16 protein-coding genes are annotated in these 15,080 nt (G+C 37.4%); 1 reads left to right on the forward strand and 15 read right to left on the reverse strand.

The features are described 5' to 3' along the window. Nucleotides 1–432 precede the first annotated feature (432 nt). A complete protein-coding gene (locus tag HMPREF9225_RS00605) occupies nt 433–1,023 on the forward strand; it encodes an S-layer homology domain-containing protein (RefSeq protein WP_008900973.1) in 591 nt (196 codons plus the stop codon). A gap of 71 nt (nt 1,024–1,094) precedes the next feature. Here HMPREF9225_RS00605 and HMPREF9225_RS00610 read toward each other — a convergent pair whose 3' ends face one another. The 15 genes from HMPREF9225_RS00610 to rpmJ all read right to left on the reverse strand — a co-directional run bounded on the left by HMPREF9225_RS00610 (nt 1,095) and on the right by rpmJ (nt 15,074). After that, the gene (locus HMPREF9225_RS00610; protein WP_008900974.1) at nt 1,095–1,892 is read right to left on the reverse strand and encodes an acyltransferase domain-containing protein; all 798 of its coding nucleotides are present in this window, start codon (nt 1,890–1,892) and stop codon (nt 1,095–1,097) included. A 151-nt stretch (nt 1,893–2,043) separates the two neighbouring features. After that, nucleotides 2,044–2,637, reverse strand: coding sequence for a ComF family protein (locus HMPREF9225_RS00615; RefSeq protein ID WP_008900975.1), 594 nt, complete (start codon nt 2,635–2,637; stop codon nt 2,044–2,046). Beyond that, nucleotides 2,624–4,828, reverse strand: a complete 2,205-nt coding sequence (gene recD2, locus HMPREF9225_RS00620) for an SF1B family DNA helicase RecD2 (protein ID WP_008900976.1) — start codon at nt 4,826–4,828, stop codon at nt 2,624–2,626. Before recD2 ends, HMPREF9225_RS00615 begins: the two co-directional genes overlap by 14 nt. A 4-nt stretch (nt 4,829–4,832) precedes the next feature. Beyond that, nucleotides 4,833–5,474, reverse strand: coding sequence for a hypothetical protein (locus HMPREF9225_RS00625; RefSeq protein ID WP_008900977.1), 642 nt, complete (start codon nt 5,472–5,474; stop codon nt 4,833–4,835). Continuing rightward, the gene (locus HMPREF9225_RS00630; RefSeq protein ID WP_050748276.1) at nt 5,464–6,384 is read right to left on the reverse strand and encodes an oligopeptide/dipeptide ABC transporter ATP-binding protein; all 921 of its coding nucleotides are present in this window, start codon (nt 6,382–6,384) and stop codon (nt 5,464–5,466) included. Before HMPREF9225_RS00630 ends, HMPREF9225_RS00625 begins: the two co-directional genes overlap by 11 nt. Further along, complete coding sequence (locus HMPREF9225_RS00635) at nt 6,377–7,339, reverse strand: ABC transporter ATP-binding protein (protein ID WP_008900979.1); 963 nt, start codon at nt 7,337–7,339, stop codon at nt 6,377–6,379. Before HMPREF9225_RS00635 ends, HMPREF9225_RS00630 begins: the two co-directional genes overlap by 8 nt. After that, nucleotides 7,336–8,169 (reverse strand): ABC transporter permease, encoded by an 834-nt coding sequence (locus HMPREF9225_RS00640; protein WP_008900980.1) that lies wholly within the window; start codon nt 8,167–8,169, stop codon nt 7,336–7,338. Before HMPREF9225_RS00640 ends, HMPREF9225_RS00635 begins: the two co-directional genes overlap by 4 nt. A gap of 1 nt (nt 8,170) precedes the next feature. Continuing rightward, complete coding sequence (locus tag HMPREF9225_RS00645) at nt 8,171–9,094, reverse strand: ABC transporter permease (protein ID WP_008900981.1); 924 nt, start codon at nt 9,092–9,094, stop codon at nt 8,171–8,173. Nucleotides 9,095–9,139: 45 nt separating this feature from the next. Further along, a complete protein-coding gene (locus HMPREF9225_RS00650; protein WP_008900982.1) occupies nt 9,140–10,660 on the reverse strand; it encodes an ABC transporter substrate-binding protein in 1,521 nt (506 codons plus the stop codon). Nucleotides 10,661–10,670: 10 nt separating this feature from the next. Next, nucleotides 10,671–11,921, reverse strand: coding sequence for a UDP-N-acetylglucosamine 1-carboxyvinyltransferase (gene murA, locus HMPREF9225_RS00655; RefSeq protein WP_008900983.1), 1,251 nt, complete (start codon nt 11,919–11,921; stop codon nt 10,671–10,673). A 927-nt stretch (nt 11,922–12,848) separates the two neighbouring features. Next, nucleotides 12,849–13,190 (reverse strand): 50S ribosomal protein L17, encoded by a 342-nt coding sequence (rplQ, locus tag HMPREF9225_RS00660; RefSeq protein WP_008900984.1) that lies wholly within the window; start codon nt 13,188–13,190, stop codon nt 12,849–12,851. A gap of 10 nt (nt 13,191–13,200) precedes the next feature. Next, nucleotides 13,201–14,148: a DNA-directed RNA polymerase subunit alpha gene (locus HMPREF9225_RS00665; RefSeq protein WP_008900985.1), complete on the reverse strand. Its 948-nt coding sequence runs from the start codon at nt 14,146–14,148 to the stop codon at nt 13,201–13,203. 29 nt (nt 14,149–14,177) lie between these two features. Then, nucleotides 14,178–14,573: a 30S ribosomal protein S11 gene (rpsK, locus tag HMPREF9225_RS00670; RefSeq protein WP_008900986.1), complete on the reverse strand. Its 396-nt coding sequence runs from the start codon at nt 14,571–14,573 to the stop codon at nt 14,178–14,180. 12 nt (nt 14,574–14,585) lie between these two features. After that, entirely contained in the window at nt 14,586–14,948 is a 363-nt protein-coding gene (rpsM, locus tag HMPREF9225_RS00675; RefSeq protein ID WP_008900987.1) for a 30S ribosomal protein S13, read from the reverse strand. A gap of 12 nt (nt 14,949–14,960) precedes the next feature. Continuing rightward, nucleotides 14,961–15,074, reverse strand: coding sequence for a 50S ribosomal protein L36 (rpmJ, locus tag HMPREF9225_RS00680; protein ID WP_008900988.1), 114 nt, complete (start codon nt 15,072–15,074; stop codon nt 14,961–14,963). Between the last annotated feature and the right edge of the window lie 6 nt (nt 15,075–15,080).

Here is a 15,080-nt window from a genome sequence, read left to right on the forward strand (position 1 = left end):
GTAGGTTTTGTCGACGAGACGTTAATTTCCTCCCGCCCCCTCGTAAAAAAAAGATTTGAAGAAGAAAGATTATATTTTAAAGAAGTGTAGGATATTTATTTACATTTATTATAATATTTTTAATTCATCACTGTTCGACCTCACCAAGGTTATACCCGTTCGACTCACTGCGTTCGCTCAGGGTGACTGTAGTTGTGAGATTTATAGTAGCCTCTCGGCTGTGGAAGCAAAATGCTTCCGCTACGGGTGTGGATAATAAGTACAGTTACACTTACGCCTTACGGCTAAGTTAGGAAAATTTAGTGTCAAGGCTGATGGAAGCTGGTAGCTTCCGCTACAGAAATAATTCATATCTATTTTTCCCCATCCATTTGCCTAAATTCCATTATTATTATAAAATATACTTTAGAATTTTATTTTATGAGGAGATTTATGAAGAGATTATATATTTTTATTTTATCTGTTATTGTACTTACTTCTACATTTATAAATGTAGATGCCCGCTCTTTTAGCGATGTAGCTGAAAACGACTGGTTCTATTCCACCGTTTCAGAACTCACCGACAGAAGGATTGTAAAAGGCTATGACGATGGTACTTTTAAGCCTTATAAAGAAGTGACTTATGCTGAATTTTTCACTCTTATGACCAATGCGACTGGTCATTCTCAAGAACCTTTTACCATCGTACAAAGAAAGTGGTACTTAAATACTTTTAACTTCCTTAACCACAGCGGTGTTCCTGCCGATGAAGCTAAGGCGGATATGCCTATTTCAAGGGCAGAGATGGCGAGATTTACTTCTCTTATCTTAGAAAAGGTAGTTGGATATGAGTTTAGCTCTGGTTCTGTCTCTTTCACTGACGAAAAGGATATCGACAAGGATTACATCCAATATGTAAAGAATTTGGCTGCTGCAAATATTATAACTGGAGATGATTCTGGTAATTTCTTGCCGGACAAATCTCTAAATAGAGCCGAAGCTTCCCAAGTTATCAAAAAGATTTTAGAGCTTGTGAGAAATTAAAACAAAAAATTAAACGACTAGTAATAGTCGTTTTTTTTGCGAATTTTTAATTTTTCAGTGATTGTTTTCGTTCAAAACTTTATATATCCAGAACCAACTCCTATATCAAGACCTTCTAATATCGCTTTTTTTGCGTTCTTTTGTAGGCTTGTCTCTTCCGGATAGAAGGATTTGTCTTCTAGAACTTTTGAAAAAATCCTTTCTTCCGCTTGAGGTATGTTGAAGCTCATTTCTATGTTGGTAAACTTATCCCTAAATTTTACTATGTTTGAATCTTTATTAAGCACTCGATCTAAATTTAAAGAAAGAAGCCAAGACTTGCAATAAAAATATTTAATCCCTTGGTCCTTGTAAAATTCTCTTGCCAAATCCAGAGATTTTTCCACATCTTTTGGATCTAGTTTGCCGTCTTCTGGAATGTGAACAGATAAAAACTCTTCCCCTTCTCCAATGGGACCGAGATTTTTCTTCGCCCTAGTTTTCTCGTACTGAAGTCTGCCGAGCCTTATGACTTTTAAATCTAAACTTTCTGCGAGCCAATCGTGTTCATCGATTCCCCATACTCCATGCTTTTTCTTATAATCATTCGCCCAAATTCTAATGTCCTTCATTGAGTCCACGTATATTTTTTCCGGTATTTTTCTATTCATATATTCATTATAAGTATTTAGTGCAAGTTCCAAGTACACCTTCAGCGCCAAAAACGGCCCGTCTTTTTTATTTCTAATTATTGATTTGAAGCGAGAAAAGTCCTCGTAGTAAGACTTCTTCAAATCTTCTAAAGTTTTTTCTTTAAAATTATATGACTCAAGTTCTTTTACAAGTTCTTCATCTAGCCCAATTTTATTTTCTAATTCTCTTAAATCCATTTTGTCCTCATTTCTCTATCTAAATTATATATCAACGGAAATAAATTTTTAACTCCGAATCTTTATTTGCAAATTTTATAATAAAATCCCTTTACTTACAAAAATCCAACAAAAAAAGCAATCTCTCGACTGCTTTTTCTCTTTATTAATTTTAGTGAGCGAGGACTACCACATAGACTTCCGATGCTCCTGCTGCTTTTAGTGCCTTCGCCGCTTCTTCCACAGTTGCTCCTGTGGTTAAGACGTCATCTATTAGTAGCACCTTTTCTCCTTGTAGTTTTTCGCTTTCAAATGCGTCTTTTAAATTTAATTTTCTCTCTATAAAACTAAGTCCTATTTGATCCTTGGTGTGTTTTTTCTTTCTTAGGACTTCTCTTACTTCGATGCCCGTCATATTTTCTATTTCTTCTGCGATGAGTTTCAGTTGGTTGTATCCTCTTTTTAGATATGCGGCTCTCGTCATTGGAATATAGGTTAAGAAGTCTATCTTTGTAGATAGTTTTTCTCTAAATATTTCTTCTATTATTATTTCTGCAAATGTCTTGTAGAAATGGGTTTCGTCGTTGAACTTGTACCTCTTTATGATTTCTCTTAGGAATCTATTGTAATTTAAACAGATATTTATATCTGTTATTCCGTCTAGTTTTATCTTCGGAGTATCAAAGTCGAGGTTTGAGTAACAATCTTTGCATAGACCGGCTTTATATTTTGGATTTGTACAATTTTCACATCTAGATAAATCCATAGATTTTCCTCTTCTCCCAGGTGGTGATGATTTTATCTTTGAGACCTGTGTACCTTCTCATGACGTGGTTGTTGTTGACCATGATTTCTAGATATTTTCTATCTCCAACTAGCACAACCATTTCAGATGCCCTCGTGATTGCGGTGTAGAGTAAGTTTCTTGAAAGGAGCATAATCGGTGCTGAGTGTAGCGGAATTATCACCGCGCGAAACTCTGAACCTTGGGATTTATGAATTGTGCTTGCGTAGGCTAGTGTGAGCTCCGATAGATTTTCCATAGGGTACTCAACTCTTTTTATTTCGTCAAATACTACCCACATTTCACGATTTTCTCTATCGATGGATTCAATCATGCCGAGTTCACCGTTGAAGACGCCCATTCCTTCTTCTTGGTAGATTTCCGATTCGGAACTAAATTCCAAATTATAATTGTTTTTGATCTGCATTACCTTGTCATTTTCTCTAAAAGTTCTGCCAAAGGATGTGATTTCATCTCCTGACTTTGGATTTAGCGCTTCCTGCAAGGTCTTGTTCAAGTTGTCCACGCCGACTATACCCTTCTTCATCGGGCTTAGCACCTGGATATCTCTTATGGAATCGAGATTTTTAAATGCTGGAAGCCTATCTTTTACAAGATCTACGATGGTGTTTAAAGTTTCTGTAGGATCTGGACTTTCTATAAAGAAAAAGTCTTTGGATTTGTTGTCCAAAATCGGTCTTATTCCTTTATTTATTCTGTGGGCGTTCTCGATTATAAGCGAGCCTTCTTCCTGTCTGAAGATTTCATTTAAGTAGACCACATGAATTATTTTTGATTCGATGATGTCTTTTAAAACATTTCCTGCGCCGACAGACGGAAGCTGATCCTTGTCTCCCACGAGGACGAGCCTTATCTTTTCTGGTATAGCTTTTAAGATATTGTGCATAAGAAATAGATCCACCATGGAGCACTCGTCGACTATGAGCACGTCGCAATTCAGTTCTTCCATCTCCTGAATGCTTACTCCCGGTTTTATTTCCAAAAGTTTGTGGAGGGTTGACGCCGGTCTCTTGGTGGCTTCTTCCATTCTTTTCGCCGCTCTCCCCGTCGGTGCTGCGAGGCTCACCTTTAGTCCTTCTTTTTCACAGAGATCGATGATGGTTGTAAGGGTTGTGGTCTTACCTGTTCCTGGACCTCCTGTGATGACTGTGACTCCATTTTGGAGCGCTTCTTCCACAGCTTTTTTCTGATTCGTCGCAAGATGGATACCCTTTCTATCTTCTATTTCTTCGATTTCTTCTTCGATATTTAATTTTATCGGATACTTCTTCGATGCGAGTTTTGTAAGCACTCCCGCCACGAAATTCTCTGCTTTGTAGTAGTTGGTGAAGTAACAGCTGTCCACATCATCGATTCTCTCTATGTAAAAAAATCTATCGAAGGCGAGACTATTTATCTGACTTTCCACCTGCTCAATGGTGACTCCCAAAACTTGGGCAGATTTCTTCACGAGGATTTCCCTTGGAAGATAGGTATGACCTTCCAAGTTTCCTTGGGAGAGGGTGTACTTTATGCCGGATTTGATTCTAAATGGATCGTCCTTTTCAAAGCCGAGACTCATGGCGATTTCGTCGGCAGTTTTAAACCCGATGCCCTTTACTTCTTCTGCCAAGATGTATGGATTTTCTCTCACTATCTTTTCGCTATCGTCTTTAAAAACTTGGTAGACCCTCATGGCGAGGTTTGAAGTCATGTTTAATTTTCCGAAGAACATGATTACAGATTTTGCTTCCTTGGTCTCTTGGAGAGCTTCCATCATCTTTCCAAATTTAACAGGCCCGATACCTTCCACTTCTTTTAATCTCTCTGGAGTTTCTTCCAAAATCTTAAATGTTTCCATGCCGAACTTGTCATAGATAGATTTTGCGGTCTTCTCTCCTATATAGGGAATGAGTCCAGAGGATAGGTATGCTATGACTCCGGACTTGGTGTCGGGAAGTATCTCTTCAAAATGTTCAAATTTAAATTGTTCTCCATATTTGTTGTGAAAGACCATGTTGCCGCTGAATTTGTAGCGCAGACCTTCCTTGATGGTCATGCCATTTCCAGTTACAACTAGATCAGTATCTTCACTTATGGTTCGAAGAACGCACCATCCATTCTCTTCGTTTCTAAAGATGATACGCTCTACGATTGCTTCTATCTCTAACATAGTATCACTTCGCCAATCTTATTTTACTTTCCTTGCCCTGGTAGACGTATATGACTTCCAATCCTCCGTCCACCTTCTTTACAGATTTTATCTTAAAGAATTCTTTGGGCACTTCAATAGTCTCTGCAACTTTTTCCTTTATATATTCTTCGGTCTTCAGTTTCTTTTCGTTTATATAGTCGGTTACAAATGGAATGGTCTTCGTGGTGTAGTAACTATAACCGCAATATAGTAGAAATACGAGGATTGAAAGTTTTATTAATAAAAAGAATAGTCTTATTCCATTAGATACGAATGCAAATAAGTCCGCCAACGCTCTAAACGGTCTAAATCCTCTTTTGCGTTTTGGCTTTCTATAGTATTCGTATTCATCATCGTCATCGTAGTAATCATATTCATCGTCAGAGTCTCTGACTAAATCATCTATATGAGATTCATCCCTGTCGCCTCTACTAAATCCAATGAACTTCTTTTTATTTTTATTTTTATTCTTTTTTGGAGATTTTGGTCTTTCTTCGTAGTCGTCTAAATCTTCTTCAAAGGATTCCTCTTCTGATTCAGTTCTCATATTTTCCAGTTGCAGCTCTTCGTTTAATTTCCTTGCCACTTCATCCATTGGAAGTGTATCTTCTAATCTATCCTTCATTGCACATTACAAAGTGGCCTTCCTCCACTTCTACTAGGCAGTTTTTGCTATTCTTTCCACTGCAGTTAACTCTATGTTTACAATTTTCTTTTAATTTTATAAGCTCTTTTGAATTATCCTCGAGTTCGATTTTTTTATCCCAAGGATTCTGTTTCGGTATAGCTGAAAGAAGTCTCCTCGTGTATGGATGGACTGGATTGTTAAATATTTTTTCCGTCTTCGCCATCTCTACTACCTTTCCATGGTACATAACCACCACTCTGTCAGCGATATGTTCTACCACTGCAAGGTCGTGAGAGATAAATATCATGGAGAGATTCATCTTTTCTTTAAGTTCATTTAAAAGATTTATTATATGCGCCTGGATTGAGACATCTAGTGCTGATGTAGGTTCGTCTGCAATTATTAGTCTTGGATGAGGTGCCAGCGCTCTTGCTATTGCAATTCTCTGTCTCTGTCCACCGGAAAATTCGTGGGGATATCTATCGTAGGTGAAACTACTAAGTCCAGATAGTTCCATGGTCTCAAGGACTCTTTCTCTCAGTTCTTTTCCTCTTAATCCGCTTATATTTCTCGCACCTTCTGCTATTATCTGCCCCGTCTTCATTCTAGGATTTAGAGATGAATATGGATCTTGGAAAATCATTTGAACCTGTTTTCTATATTCTACCAGTTCTATGTTGGTCATGTCGAAAATATTTTTATCCATGTAGAATGCCTTGCCTTCTACTCCTTCGTAGAGGTTCATGATGCATCTAGCCACAGTACTTTTGCCAGAGCCACTCTCTCCTACTATTGCCAAGGTTTCATTTTCTTTTAAATCGAAGGATACCCCGTCCACTGCGCGGACTTCTCTCCCCTTGGATTTAAATACCATTGTCAAATCTCTTACTTCTAAAATATTACTCATCATAATCACCATATAAAAAACAGCTTACTTTGTGTTCGCCACCGACTTCTCTAGGCATTTGCCATTTACAAATATCCATCTCCTTCGGACATCTGGAATGGAATCTACAGTTGTCGCTAAACTCTTTTGGACTCGGTACAGATCCAGGTATATTGTAAAGAGTCTTTTGATCCGCACCAATAACTGGACGAGATTTCATAAGTCCAATGGTGTATGGATGTTTTGGATTTCTAAATATCTCTTCTACTGGTCCAGACTCGATAACTTTACCCGCATACATTACAACCACATAATCTGCAATCTCCGCAACCACACCAAGGTCGTGGGTTATAAATAGGATTGAGGTGTTATAGTCTCTCTTTAGATCCACCATAAGCTTTAAAACTTCCGCTTGAATAGTCACATCAAGTGCAGTTGTAGGCTCATCTGCTATAAGAAGTTTTGGATTTGCAGATAGCGCCATGGCAATCATTATTCTCTGCCTCATCCCACCGGAAAGCTGGAATGGATAGCTTTTGTACACAGTCTCTGGATTTCTAATTTCTACTTTTTCTATCATCTCTATGGATTTTTTCTTTGCTTCTTCTTTATTCATATTGAAATGGGTTTTGAAGACTTCATCCATTTGATATCCAATCCTAAGGGCAGGATTTAGAGATGTCATCGGCTCTTGAAAGATCATTGAGATTTCTCTACCACGGATCTTCCTTAAATCTTCTTCCGATTTATTAAGTAAATTTTCGCCTAAAAATTCTATTCTTCCTTCGATCTTCGAGTTTCTTCTGTCCATAAGTCTAAGAATCGACTTGGCGGTTACAGATTTGCCGCAACCAGATTCTCCAACAAGTGCAACAGTCTTCTTCTCAGGAATTTCAAAGTTCACCTGATCCACCACTTTTAACCAAGAAGAGTCAGTTTTGAAACTTATGCTTAAGTCTTGTACAGATAAAATCATTTTGCCCTCCTTAGTTTTGGATCCATTGCGTCTCTTAATCCATCTCCTACAATATTTAAAAGTAGAATGGTAATTGCGATTGCAAGCCCTGGAAACATGGACATATATGGATAGTCTCTAAAGTACATACGAGATTCAGAAAGCATGGAGCCCCATTCAGGATTAGGAGGTAAGACTCCCATACCGATAAATGAAAGGGACGCCGCTGATAGGATAGAAGTCCCTACTCCGATGGTCGCCTCAACTATTATCGGTGCTATACAGTTTGGCAATATGTGCACAAAGAGGATTCTCATGTGGCTCGCACCAGAAACCCTCGCAGATTCGATAAATTCTTTTTCTTTTAAGGACATAACCGTTGATCTTACTATACGAGCGTACCTTGGAACTGATGAAAGACTGACAGCTATGATTAAATTTTTCATTCCATTGCCAAGAGATGCAGCTATTGCAATTGCAAGAACTAGAGATGGAATAGAGAGTACGATATCCATAATTCTCATGACGATTCTGTCGAAGGTATTTCCGAAATATCCTGCAAATGCTCCGATGAGTGTACCTATTGCTCCAGCTATGATTACAGAAATAAATCCAATCTTAAGAGAAATTCTCGCACCGAAGATAATCCTTGAAAATATATCTCTTCCAAAATTATCTGTTCCCATTAAATTTTTGATATTTGGAGAGGTAAAGGCAGCTTCTGGATGTTGTTCAGAAAAAGTATATGGAGCTACATAGTCTGCAAAGATTGCAAGAAGAATGATAACTATTAAAAGATCCATAGCAATCCTTGAAACCCTTGATTTTCTAAATTGTTTTAAAGTTTCCATATTAATCCCTACCTATCCTTGGATCTATAAATCCGTACAAAATATCTACGATGATGCTGATTAAACTATAACAGATTGAAATCAAAATAACTCCACCTAAGACCACTGGAAGATCCCTCGTCTTTATGGATTCAACCATAAGTCTTCCGATTCCTGGAATTGAAAATACGGTCTCAGTTAGAACAGATCCTCCAAGAAGACCTCCTGCTTGAAGTCCAATGGTCGTTATAATTGGAATCATCGCGTTTTTAAGGGCGTGAATAAAGATAATCTTTTGTTTCTTTAGTCCCTTTGCAGTGGCGGTTTCTATATAGTCTTGATTTAAAACTTCTAGCATAGATGATCTCGTCATCCTCATTATGATTGCTGATGATTGAAGTCCCAGTGCAAATGCAGGCATGATCATCGCCTTGAAGCTTGAAAATCCTGATGGAGGAAGCCATCTGAGTTTTACAGAGAAAAGTAAAATAAGTAGAATTCCCGTCCAAAATATAGGCATGGCAATCCCAGCCATTGAGAATATCATTACAAATTTATCTACAAATGTTCCCCTATTCACAGCGGATAAAACTCCCAGTAAAATTCCAAAAAATACTGCGATTAGTAGAGAAAATCCTGTGAGTTTCAAAGTGTTTGGAAATACTGCAAGAAGAGTTTTAGTTACACTTGAACCAGAAATATATGAAGTTCCAAGATCAAATTTAAATATAAGTCCTTTTAAAAATCTAAGATATTGAGCGAGGAATGGATCGTTTAGACCCATCTTCTCCCTTAGAGCTTCGATTACTTCCTTTGGGGCATTTGGTCCCGCCTTAGCAAGGGCAGCGTCTCCTGGACTCAAGTAAAAGAGAAGAAAAACTATGAAACTTACTCCTATGACTGTGGGAATAAGCATCAGTATTCTTTTAAGCACACGTTTAGTCATAATTCACCTTTATTTAAAGAAAAGAGGGGAAGTCCCCTCTTTTTATTATTTTTCTACAGCTTCGAATCCAACTTTTCCAAATTTTTGTGCATAGGTTGGTGCAATATCAAAGCCAGTTACATTCTTTTTCATGCCTACCACTGTTTCACCATAGCAGATGTACATCCATGGTAGTTCTTTATTTACAAGTTCTTGAGCTTCTTTGTAGATAGCTCCACGTTTTGCGTCGTCAAATTCACGAGCACCTGCATCGATTAGTACATCAAGTGCAGCATTTCCGAAATCGTTGAAGTTAGGTCCGTTGCCCTTACCATCACTGTGGAATGGTTGATAAAATTCGTAATGGGTATCCTCTGCAGGAGTCCAGCTCATGATGAACATATCATCTTCTTTGTTTTTAAGAGCCTCAACAAGAGCACCCCATTCTAGTTTTACAATTTCAAGATTGATTCCGTATTCTGTAAGTTGCTCTTTCATCATTTGAGCAACGTCATTTCTCTGTTGATTATCATTTACATAGATCTTTATAGTTGTGCCTTCTGTCATACCAGCTTCTGCAAATAATCTCTTAGCTTCTTCTTTATCAACCTTAGTAGGCTCTATAGAGTCTGCAATTGAATATTTGAAGTTAGGGTTTACGTTTGATGTTGCACGCTTACCAACGCCTTGGTACACAGTTTTAAAGATGGTATCCATGTCGATAGCCTTGGTCATTGCAAGTCTCGCATTTATATTGTCAAACGGAGGCTTAACTGTGTTAAATGACACGAAGTGAACAGAGTTGTCTAACTTTCTATCAAGTTTAAGATCTGGATTTTCTTCAACTTTTTTAATGTCGTTAGGAGCGATTTGGAAAGCCATATCTACTCCACCACTTTCAAGTTCAATTATTCTTTGAGAAGCCTCTGGAATAACTTTAAACACTAAGTTTTCTATGCTTGGTTTGTCACCCCAGTAATTTTCGTTTCTCTTAAAAGTAACTGAATCTAGTTTAGTCCATTTATCTAGTACAAAAGGTCCTGTTCCAATAGGATTTTCACGGAAATTTTCGCCTTTTTCTTCCAAATCTTTTTGTGAAATTATGCTGCTTGCTGGATGGGCAAGAGCTTCAAGGATTGTAGCATCCGGTTCTTTTAATTTAATTTCTAAAGTTGTATCGTCAATCTTTCTTAAATTGTCTGTATCAATATTTTTGAAAATATATCCAAATTGATCACATTCAGCTACCCTCTTAAGTGAAAATATTACATTTTCAACAGTTAAAGGATCTCCATTAGAAAACTTAACACCTTCTCTAATCTTTATAACTAAAGTCTTATTGTCCGGTCTTTCCAAAGATTCAGCAAGTCCATTTACAAGATCTCCATTTGGAGCCTTATCCAAAAGAGTATCAAAGATTTGCTTCAAAATATTTTCTGAGAAAACATCGTTGTAATCAATTGGGTCAAGGGATGTACCATCAGCAGAAACTGCAACCCTAAAAGTATTTAGATCCGCCTCTTTATTTCCGCAACCCGTCATAAACAATAACAATCCAAAAACAACGATTAATAACCTCTTTTTCAATTTTTACCTCCTATTTACGACTGATAATTGCACCAAGAGCAGTGAATTTTTCCTCAATATTTTCATATCCTCTGTCGATATGATAAATATTTGAAATAGTAGTCGTTCCATCTGCAACTAGACCAGCTATAATAAGCGCTGCTCCAGCTCTAAGGTCCGTAGCTTCTACTTCAGTGCCTACCAGACTTCTAGTACCTTTTACAATAGCTTCTCTATCTATAACATTAATATTTGCACCCATTTTAGCAAGCTCTGCAGCGTGCATAAATCTATTTTCAAACACAGTTTCCTTCATAACGCAGGTTCCGTTTGAAATAGTCATAAGAGCCATGAACTGTGCCTGCATATCAGTTGGAAAACCTGGATAAGGAAGGGTCTTGATGTCGAAAGGATTTACGATTTTATTTCCTTTTACCCTTACAGAATCATCGTCAACTTCCACCTCAGCACCAGCTTCGATAAGCTTTGCAATAATAGGTTTCATATGGGAAGGAATGCAATTTTCTACTAGCACATCTCCACCGGTCATAGCAGCTGCCACCATAAATGTACCCGCTTCGATTCTATCAGGAATAATTTGGTGAGTTGCACCGCTTAGACTTTTAACACCTTTAATTCTTATGCTAGAAGTACCTGCACCCATAATTCTCGCACCCATCTTGTTTAAAAAAGATGCAAGATCTACAATTTCAGGCTCCATAGCCGCATTTTCTATTATAGTTTCACCTTCCGCCATAGTTGCAGCCATCATAATGTTTTGAGTAGCACCAACAGAAGGAAAGTCTAAGTAAATAGTTGAACCTATTAATTTTTCAGCAGAAGCGGTAATCTTCCCAGGTTCTTCCACAATATCCACCCCTAGAGCTCTAAAACCCTTTAGGTGAAGGTCTATTGGTCTAGCACCGATATTACAACCACCAGGAAGAGGATTAATAACCTTTCTCATGCGAGCAAGAAGTGGTCCCATAACCACAGAAGAAGCTCTCATTTTGCTCATAAGCTCGTAGCTAGTTTCATAAGCATTTAAATTTTTCGCATTGATTTTAAGAGTATGTTTGCCAAGGTGTTCAACCTCAACTCCGAGGCTCTTAATAACCTCGATCATTATACTTATATCCTTTAAATCAGGAACACCTTCTAGAATGGTCTCTGTCGTTCCAAGAATAGTCGCCGCAAGAATAGGAAGAGCAGCATTCTTCGCTCCAGATACTTTTACAGTACCATTTAAAGGTCCTGATTTTTTTACATAAATTCTTTCCATATATATCTCCTAATATAATTTCAACATTAAAAAAGCTCACAAGAGCTATATAAATTATATCATAAATTATCGTTAAATATTACAATATCGGCAAAAGCTTGTTATCTTTTAATATATACCCAAGTGTATTTGTAATATATTTATTTGAGATGGAATTAAATTTATATGGTTTGATTTTGGGTTAAATGGAATTTTAAATAAATTTTATTAAATGAGGTTATACTTCGCGTAAACCTTAAGGAAGGTAGTCACCATGAGCGAGTATTAGTCGAAGGATCTCTTAAAAAAACCAATTGCAAAGGCTGGTTAAATATAGGTCAGATCCTTCGACTCGGAAATAAATTTCCTCGCTCAGGATGACCAAGTGAAAGGGTTGCCCCTAGATTTGCATCAATTACTTGTATAGTTTTAAGACTTCACGTCTTCGACTGTAGAAGCAAAATGCTTCCGCTATGGCAATAATATATTTTTCTGCATTAAAATAATAATTACATTTACATAAAATAAAAAGCTCCAAAAGAGATTCCGTCTGGAAGAAACTCGTAAAATTCAAACCTAAGGAGACCGGCTGCAAATCGCACTGTTTGAGAGAAGCGAGCCTCTATTTGCAGGTCGACGTGGTTTAGAATTTTTGAGTTTCTGTAATCGGAATCGTCTTGGATCTTTTATTTTTGTTATGACTGCAGTTGAGAAGTCTTATAGCCTTTGGCTGTGGAAGCAAAATGCTTCCGCTACGGGTATGTATTAATTTGGTTTTTTATACGCCTTACGGCTAAGTAAAGAAAGTTTAGTATCAAGGTTTATGAAATATGGTTGCTTCCGCTACATATCCCAAAAATAAAAAAAACCTATAGTCTTTCTATAGGGCATAGAAAAAAGCATAAATTAAAACCAGTGGATTGTTTTAACTTATGCTTCCTATTCTTTTTATACCAATTCTATTATTGCTTTTTCTGCTGCGTCTCCTCTACGTGGTCCTACTTTGATGATTCTTGTGTATCCACCATTTCTGTCTGCGTATTTTGGAGCTATTTCGTTAAATAGTTTGGTTACTACGTCTTCGTCGTATATATATGCTAGTGCGAGTCTTCTTGAGTGAAGGTCGCCTCTTTTTCCTAGTGTTATCATACGCTCTGCCATTCTTCTTGTTTCTTTTGCTCTTGTTAGAGTTGTTTCTATTCTTCCTTCTCTTAGTAGAGATGTTACAAGATTTCTTAGCATTGCTAGTCTATGATCTGTAGGTCTTCCAAGCTTTCTAAGCTGTGCCATATAATCCTCCTTACTCTTCTTCTTGCTTTAAACCTAATCCTAGTTCTGCAAGTTTATTTTGCACTTCTTCAAGTGATTTTTTACCGAGATTACGAACTTTCATCATTTCTGCTTCTGACTTGTCTACTAGTTCTTCTACTGTGTTTATGTTTGCTCTTTTTAGACAGTTGAAACTTCTTACTGAAAGGTCTAACTCTTCCACCGTCATTTCAAGCACTTTTTCCTTACGATCTTCTTCTTTTTCCACCATTATATTTACGTCGCTTACATGTTCTGTTAAGCCTATAAATAGTTTTAGATGTTCTGTTAGGATCTTAGCTGCTAGTGATGTTGCTTCATCTGCTTTCATTGATCCGTCGGTTGTCACGTCGAGTACTAGTCTGTCGTAGTCTGTTCTTTGTCCTACTCTTGTGTTTTCAACTTTCCAGTTTACGTGTCTTACTGGTGTGAAGTTTGAATCGATTGGTATTACTCCGATTGTGCTTACTTCATCTTTTTTGAGTTCTGAAGGAACGTATCCGCGACCTCTTTCTATTTTCATTTCTATATAGACGTCTGCGTCTTCATTTAGTGTTGCTATGTGTTCTTCTGGGTTTACTATTGTTACTCCTAGTGGACAGTTTATATCTTCTGCGGTTATTTCGCCTGGTCCTTTTTTCTCGATTGTTACTAGTGCTTCGTCTATTTCTGTCATTTGTATAACTACACTTTTAATGTTTAAGATTATTTCTGGTACGTCTTCTAATACTCCTGGTATGGTTGCAAATTCGTGTTCTGCACCTCTTATATTTACAAATGATACTGACGCTCCCGGCAGTGATGATAATAGTACTCTACGGAGTGAGTTGCCTATTGTTATGCCATATCCACTTTCAAGAGGCTCCACTACAAATATTCCTTTTTTGCCATCTTCGCTTAGTTCTTGTATTTCTATGCTAGGCTTTTCAATTTCTATCATGGTACCCTCCTTCTTGGGTAATTAGATGATTAAACTCTTCTACGTTTAGGTGGTCTACATCCATTATGTGGGATTGGTGTTACGTCCTTTATCATTGTTACTTCAAGTCCTGTTGCTTGAAGTGATCTTATTGCTGCTTCTCTTCCTGAACCTGGTCCTTTTACATATACTTCTACTGATTTTAATCCATGTTCTTTTGCTTTTTCTGCTGCTGTTTGTGCTGCTTCTTGTGCTGCAAATGGTGTAGATTTTCTTGATCCTCTAAATCCAAGTTGACCTGCACTTGCCCAGGAGATTACATTGCCGCTCATGTCTGTTAGAGTAACCATTGTGTTGTTAAAAGATGATGCTATGTGAGCTTGTCCTTTTTCTATGTTTTTACGCTCACGTCTTCTAACTTTTGTTACTTTTTGTTTTTTAGCCATGACTCCTCCTTATTATTTCTTCTTAGATACTAACTTCTTAGGACCTTTTCTGGTTCTAGCGTTGTTCTTCGTATTTTGACCACGTACTGGAAGTCCTCTCATATGACGAATTCCTCTGTAGCATTTGATTTCACGAAGTCTCTTGATGTTCATTGCTACATCTCTTCTTAAATCTCCTTCTACATGGTATTTGTCTATTTCGCTTCTTATGCGAGCTACTTCTGCTTCTGTTAGGTCTTTGACTCTTGTGTCTGGATTAACTTCTGCATTCTTTAGAATTTCGTTTGATCTTGATCTTCCTATTCCAAAGATGTAAGTTAGGCCTATTTCAACACGTTTTTCTCTTGGTAAGTCAATTCCTGCAATTCTTGCCATTATTTACCTCCGTTAGCCTTGTCTTTGTTTGTGCTTAGGATTTTCGCAAATTACCATTATTCTTCCTTTACGTTTAATGATTTTGCATTTTTCGCACATCTTCTTTACAGATGGTCTTACTTTCATATAATC

Origin of the sequence: Peptoniphilus duerdenii ATCC BAA-1640 (genome assembly GCF_000146345.1) — a bacterium.
Classification (GTDB): domain Bacteria; phylum Bacillota; class Clostridia; order Tissierellales; family Peptoniphilaceae; genus Peptoniphilus_B; species Peptoniphilus_B duerdenii.

Coding starts and splice junctions, on each gene's coding strand:
- HMPREF9225_RS00645 (WP_008900981.1), bottom strand. CDS start 9,094: ATGACTAAACGTGTGCTTAAAAGAATACTGATGCTTATTCCCACAGTC.
- HMPREF9225_RS00615 (WP_008900975.1), bottom strand. CDS start 2,637: ATGGATTTATCTAGATGTGAAAATTGTACAAATCCAAAATATAAAGCC.
- recD2 (WP_008900976.1), bottom strand. CDS start 4,828: ATGTTAGAGATAGAAGCAATCGTAGAGCGTATCATCTTTAGAAACGAA.
- HMPREF9225_RS00630 (WP_050748276.1), bottom strand. CDS start 6,384: ATGAGTAATATTTTAGAAGTAAGAGATTTGACAATGGTATTTAAATCC.
- murA (WP_008900983.1), bottom strand. CDS start 11,921: ATGGAAAGAATTTATGTAAAAAAATCAGGACCTTTAAATGGTACTGTA.
- HMPREF9225_RS00640 (WP_008900980.1), bottom strand. CDS start 8,169: ATGGAAACTTTAAAACAATTTAGAAAATCAAGGGTTTCAAGGATTGCT.
- rpsK (WP_008900986.1), bottom strand. CDS start 14,573: ATGGCTAAAAAACAAAAAGTAACAAAAGTTAGAAGACGTGAGCGTAAA.
- rplQ (WP_008900984.1), bottom strand. CDS start 13,190: ATGGCACAGCTTAGAAAGCTTGGAAGACCTACAGATCATAGACTAGCA.
- HMPREF9225_RS00635 (WP_008900979.1), bottom strand. CDS start 7,339: ATGATTTTATCTGTACAAGACTTAAGCATAAGTTTCAAAACTGACTCT.
- rpsM (WP_008900987.1), bottom strand. CDS start 14,948: ATGGCAAGAATTGCAGGAATTGACTTACCAAGAGAAAAACGTGTTGAA.
- HMPREF9225_RS00625 (WP_008900977.1), bottom strand. CDS start 5,474: ATGAAGGATAGATTAGAAGATACACTTCCAATGGATGAAGTGGCAAGG.
- rpmJ (WP_008900988.1), bottom strand. CDS start 15,074: ATGAAAGTAAGACCATCTGTAAAGAAGATGTGCGAAAAATGCAAAATC.
- HMPREF9225_RS00665 (WP_008900985.1), bottom strand. CDS start 14,148: ATGATAGAAATTGAAAAGCCTAGCATAGAAATACAAGAACTAAGCGAA.
- HMPREF9225_RS00605 (WP_008900973.1), top strand. CDS start 433: ATGAAGAGATTATATATTTTTATTTTATCTGTTATTGTACTTACTTCT.
- HMPREF9225_RS00610 (WP_008900974.1), bottom strand. CDS start 1,892: ATGGATTTAAGAGAATTAGAAAATAAAATTGGGCTAGATGAAGAACTT.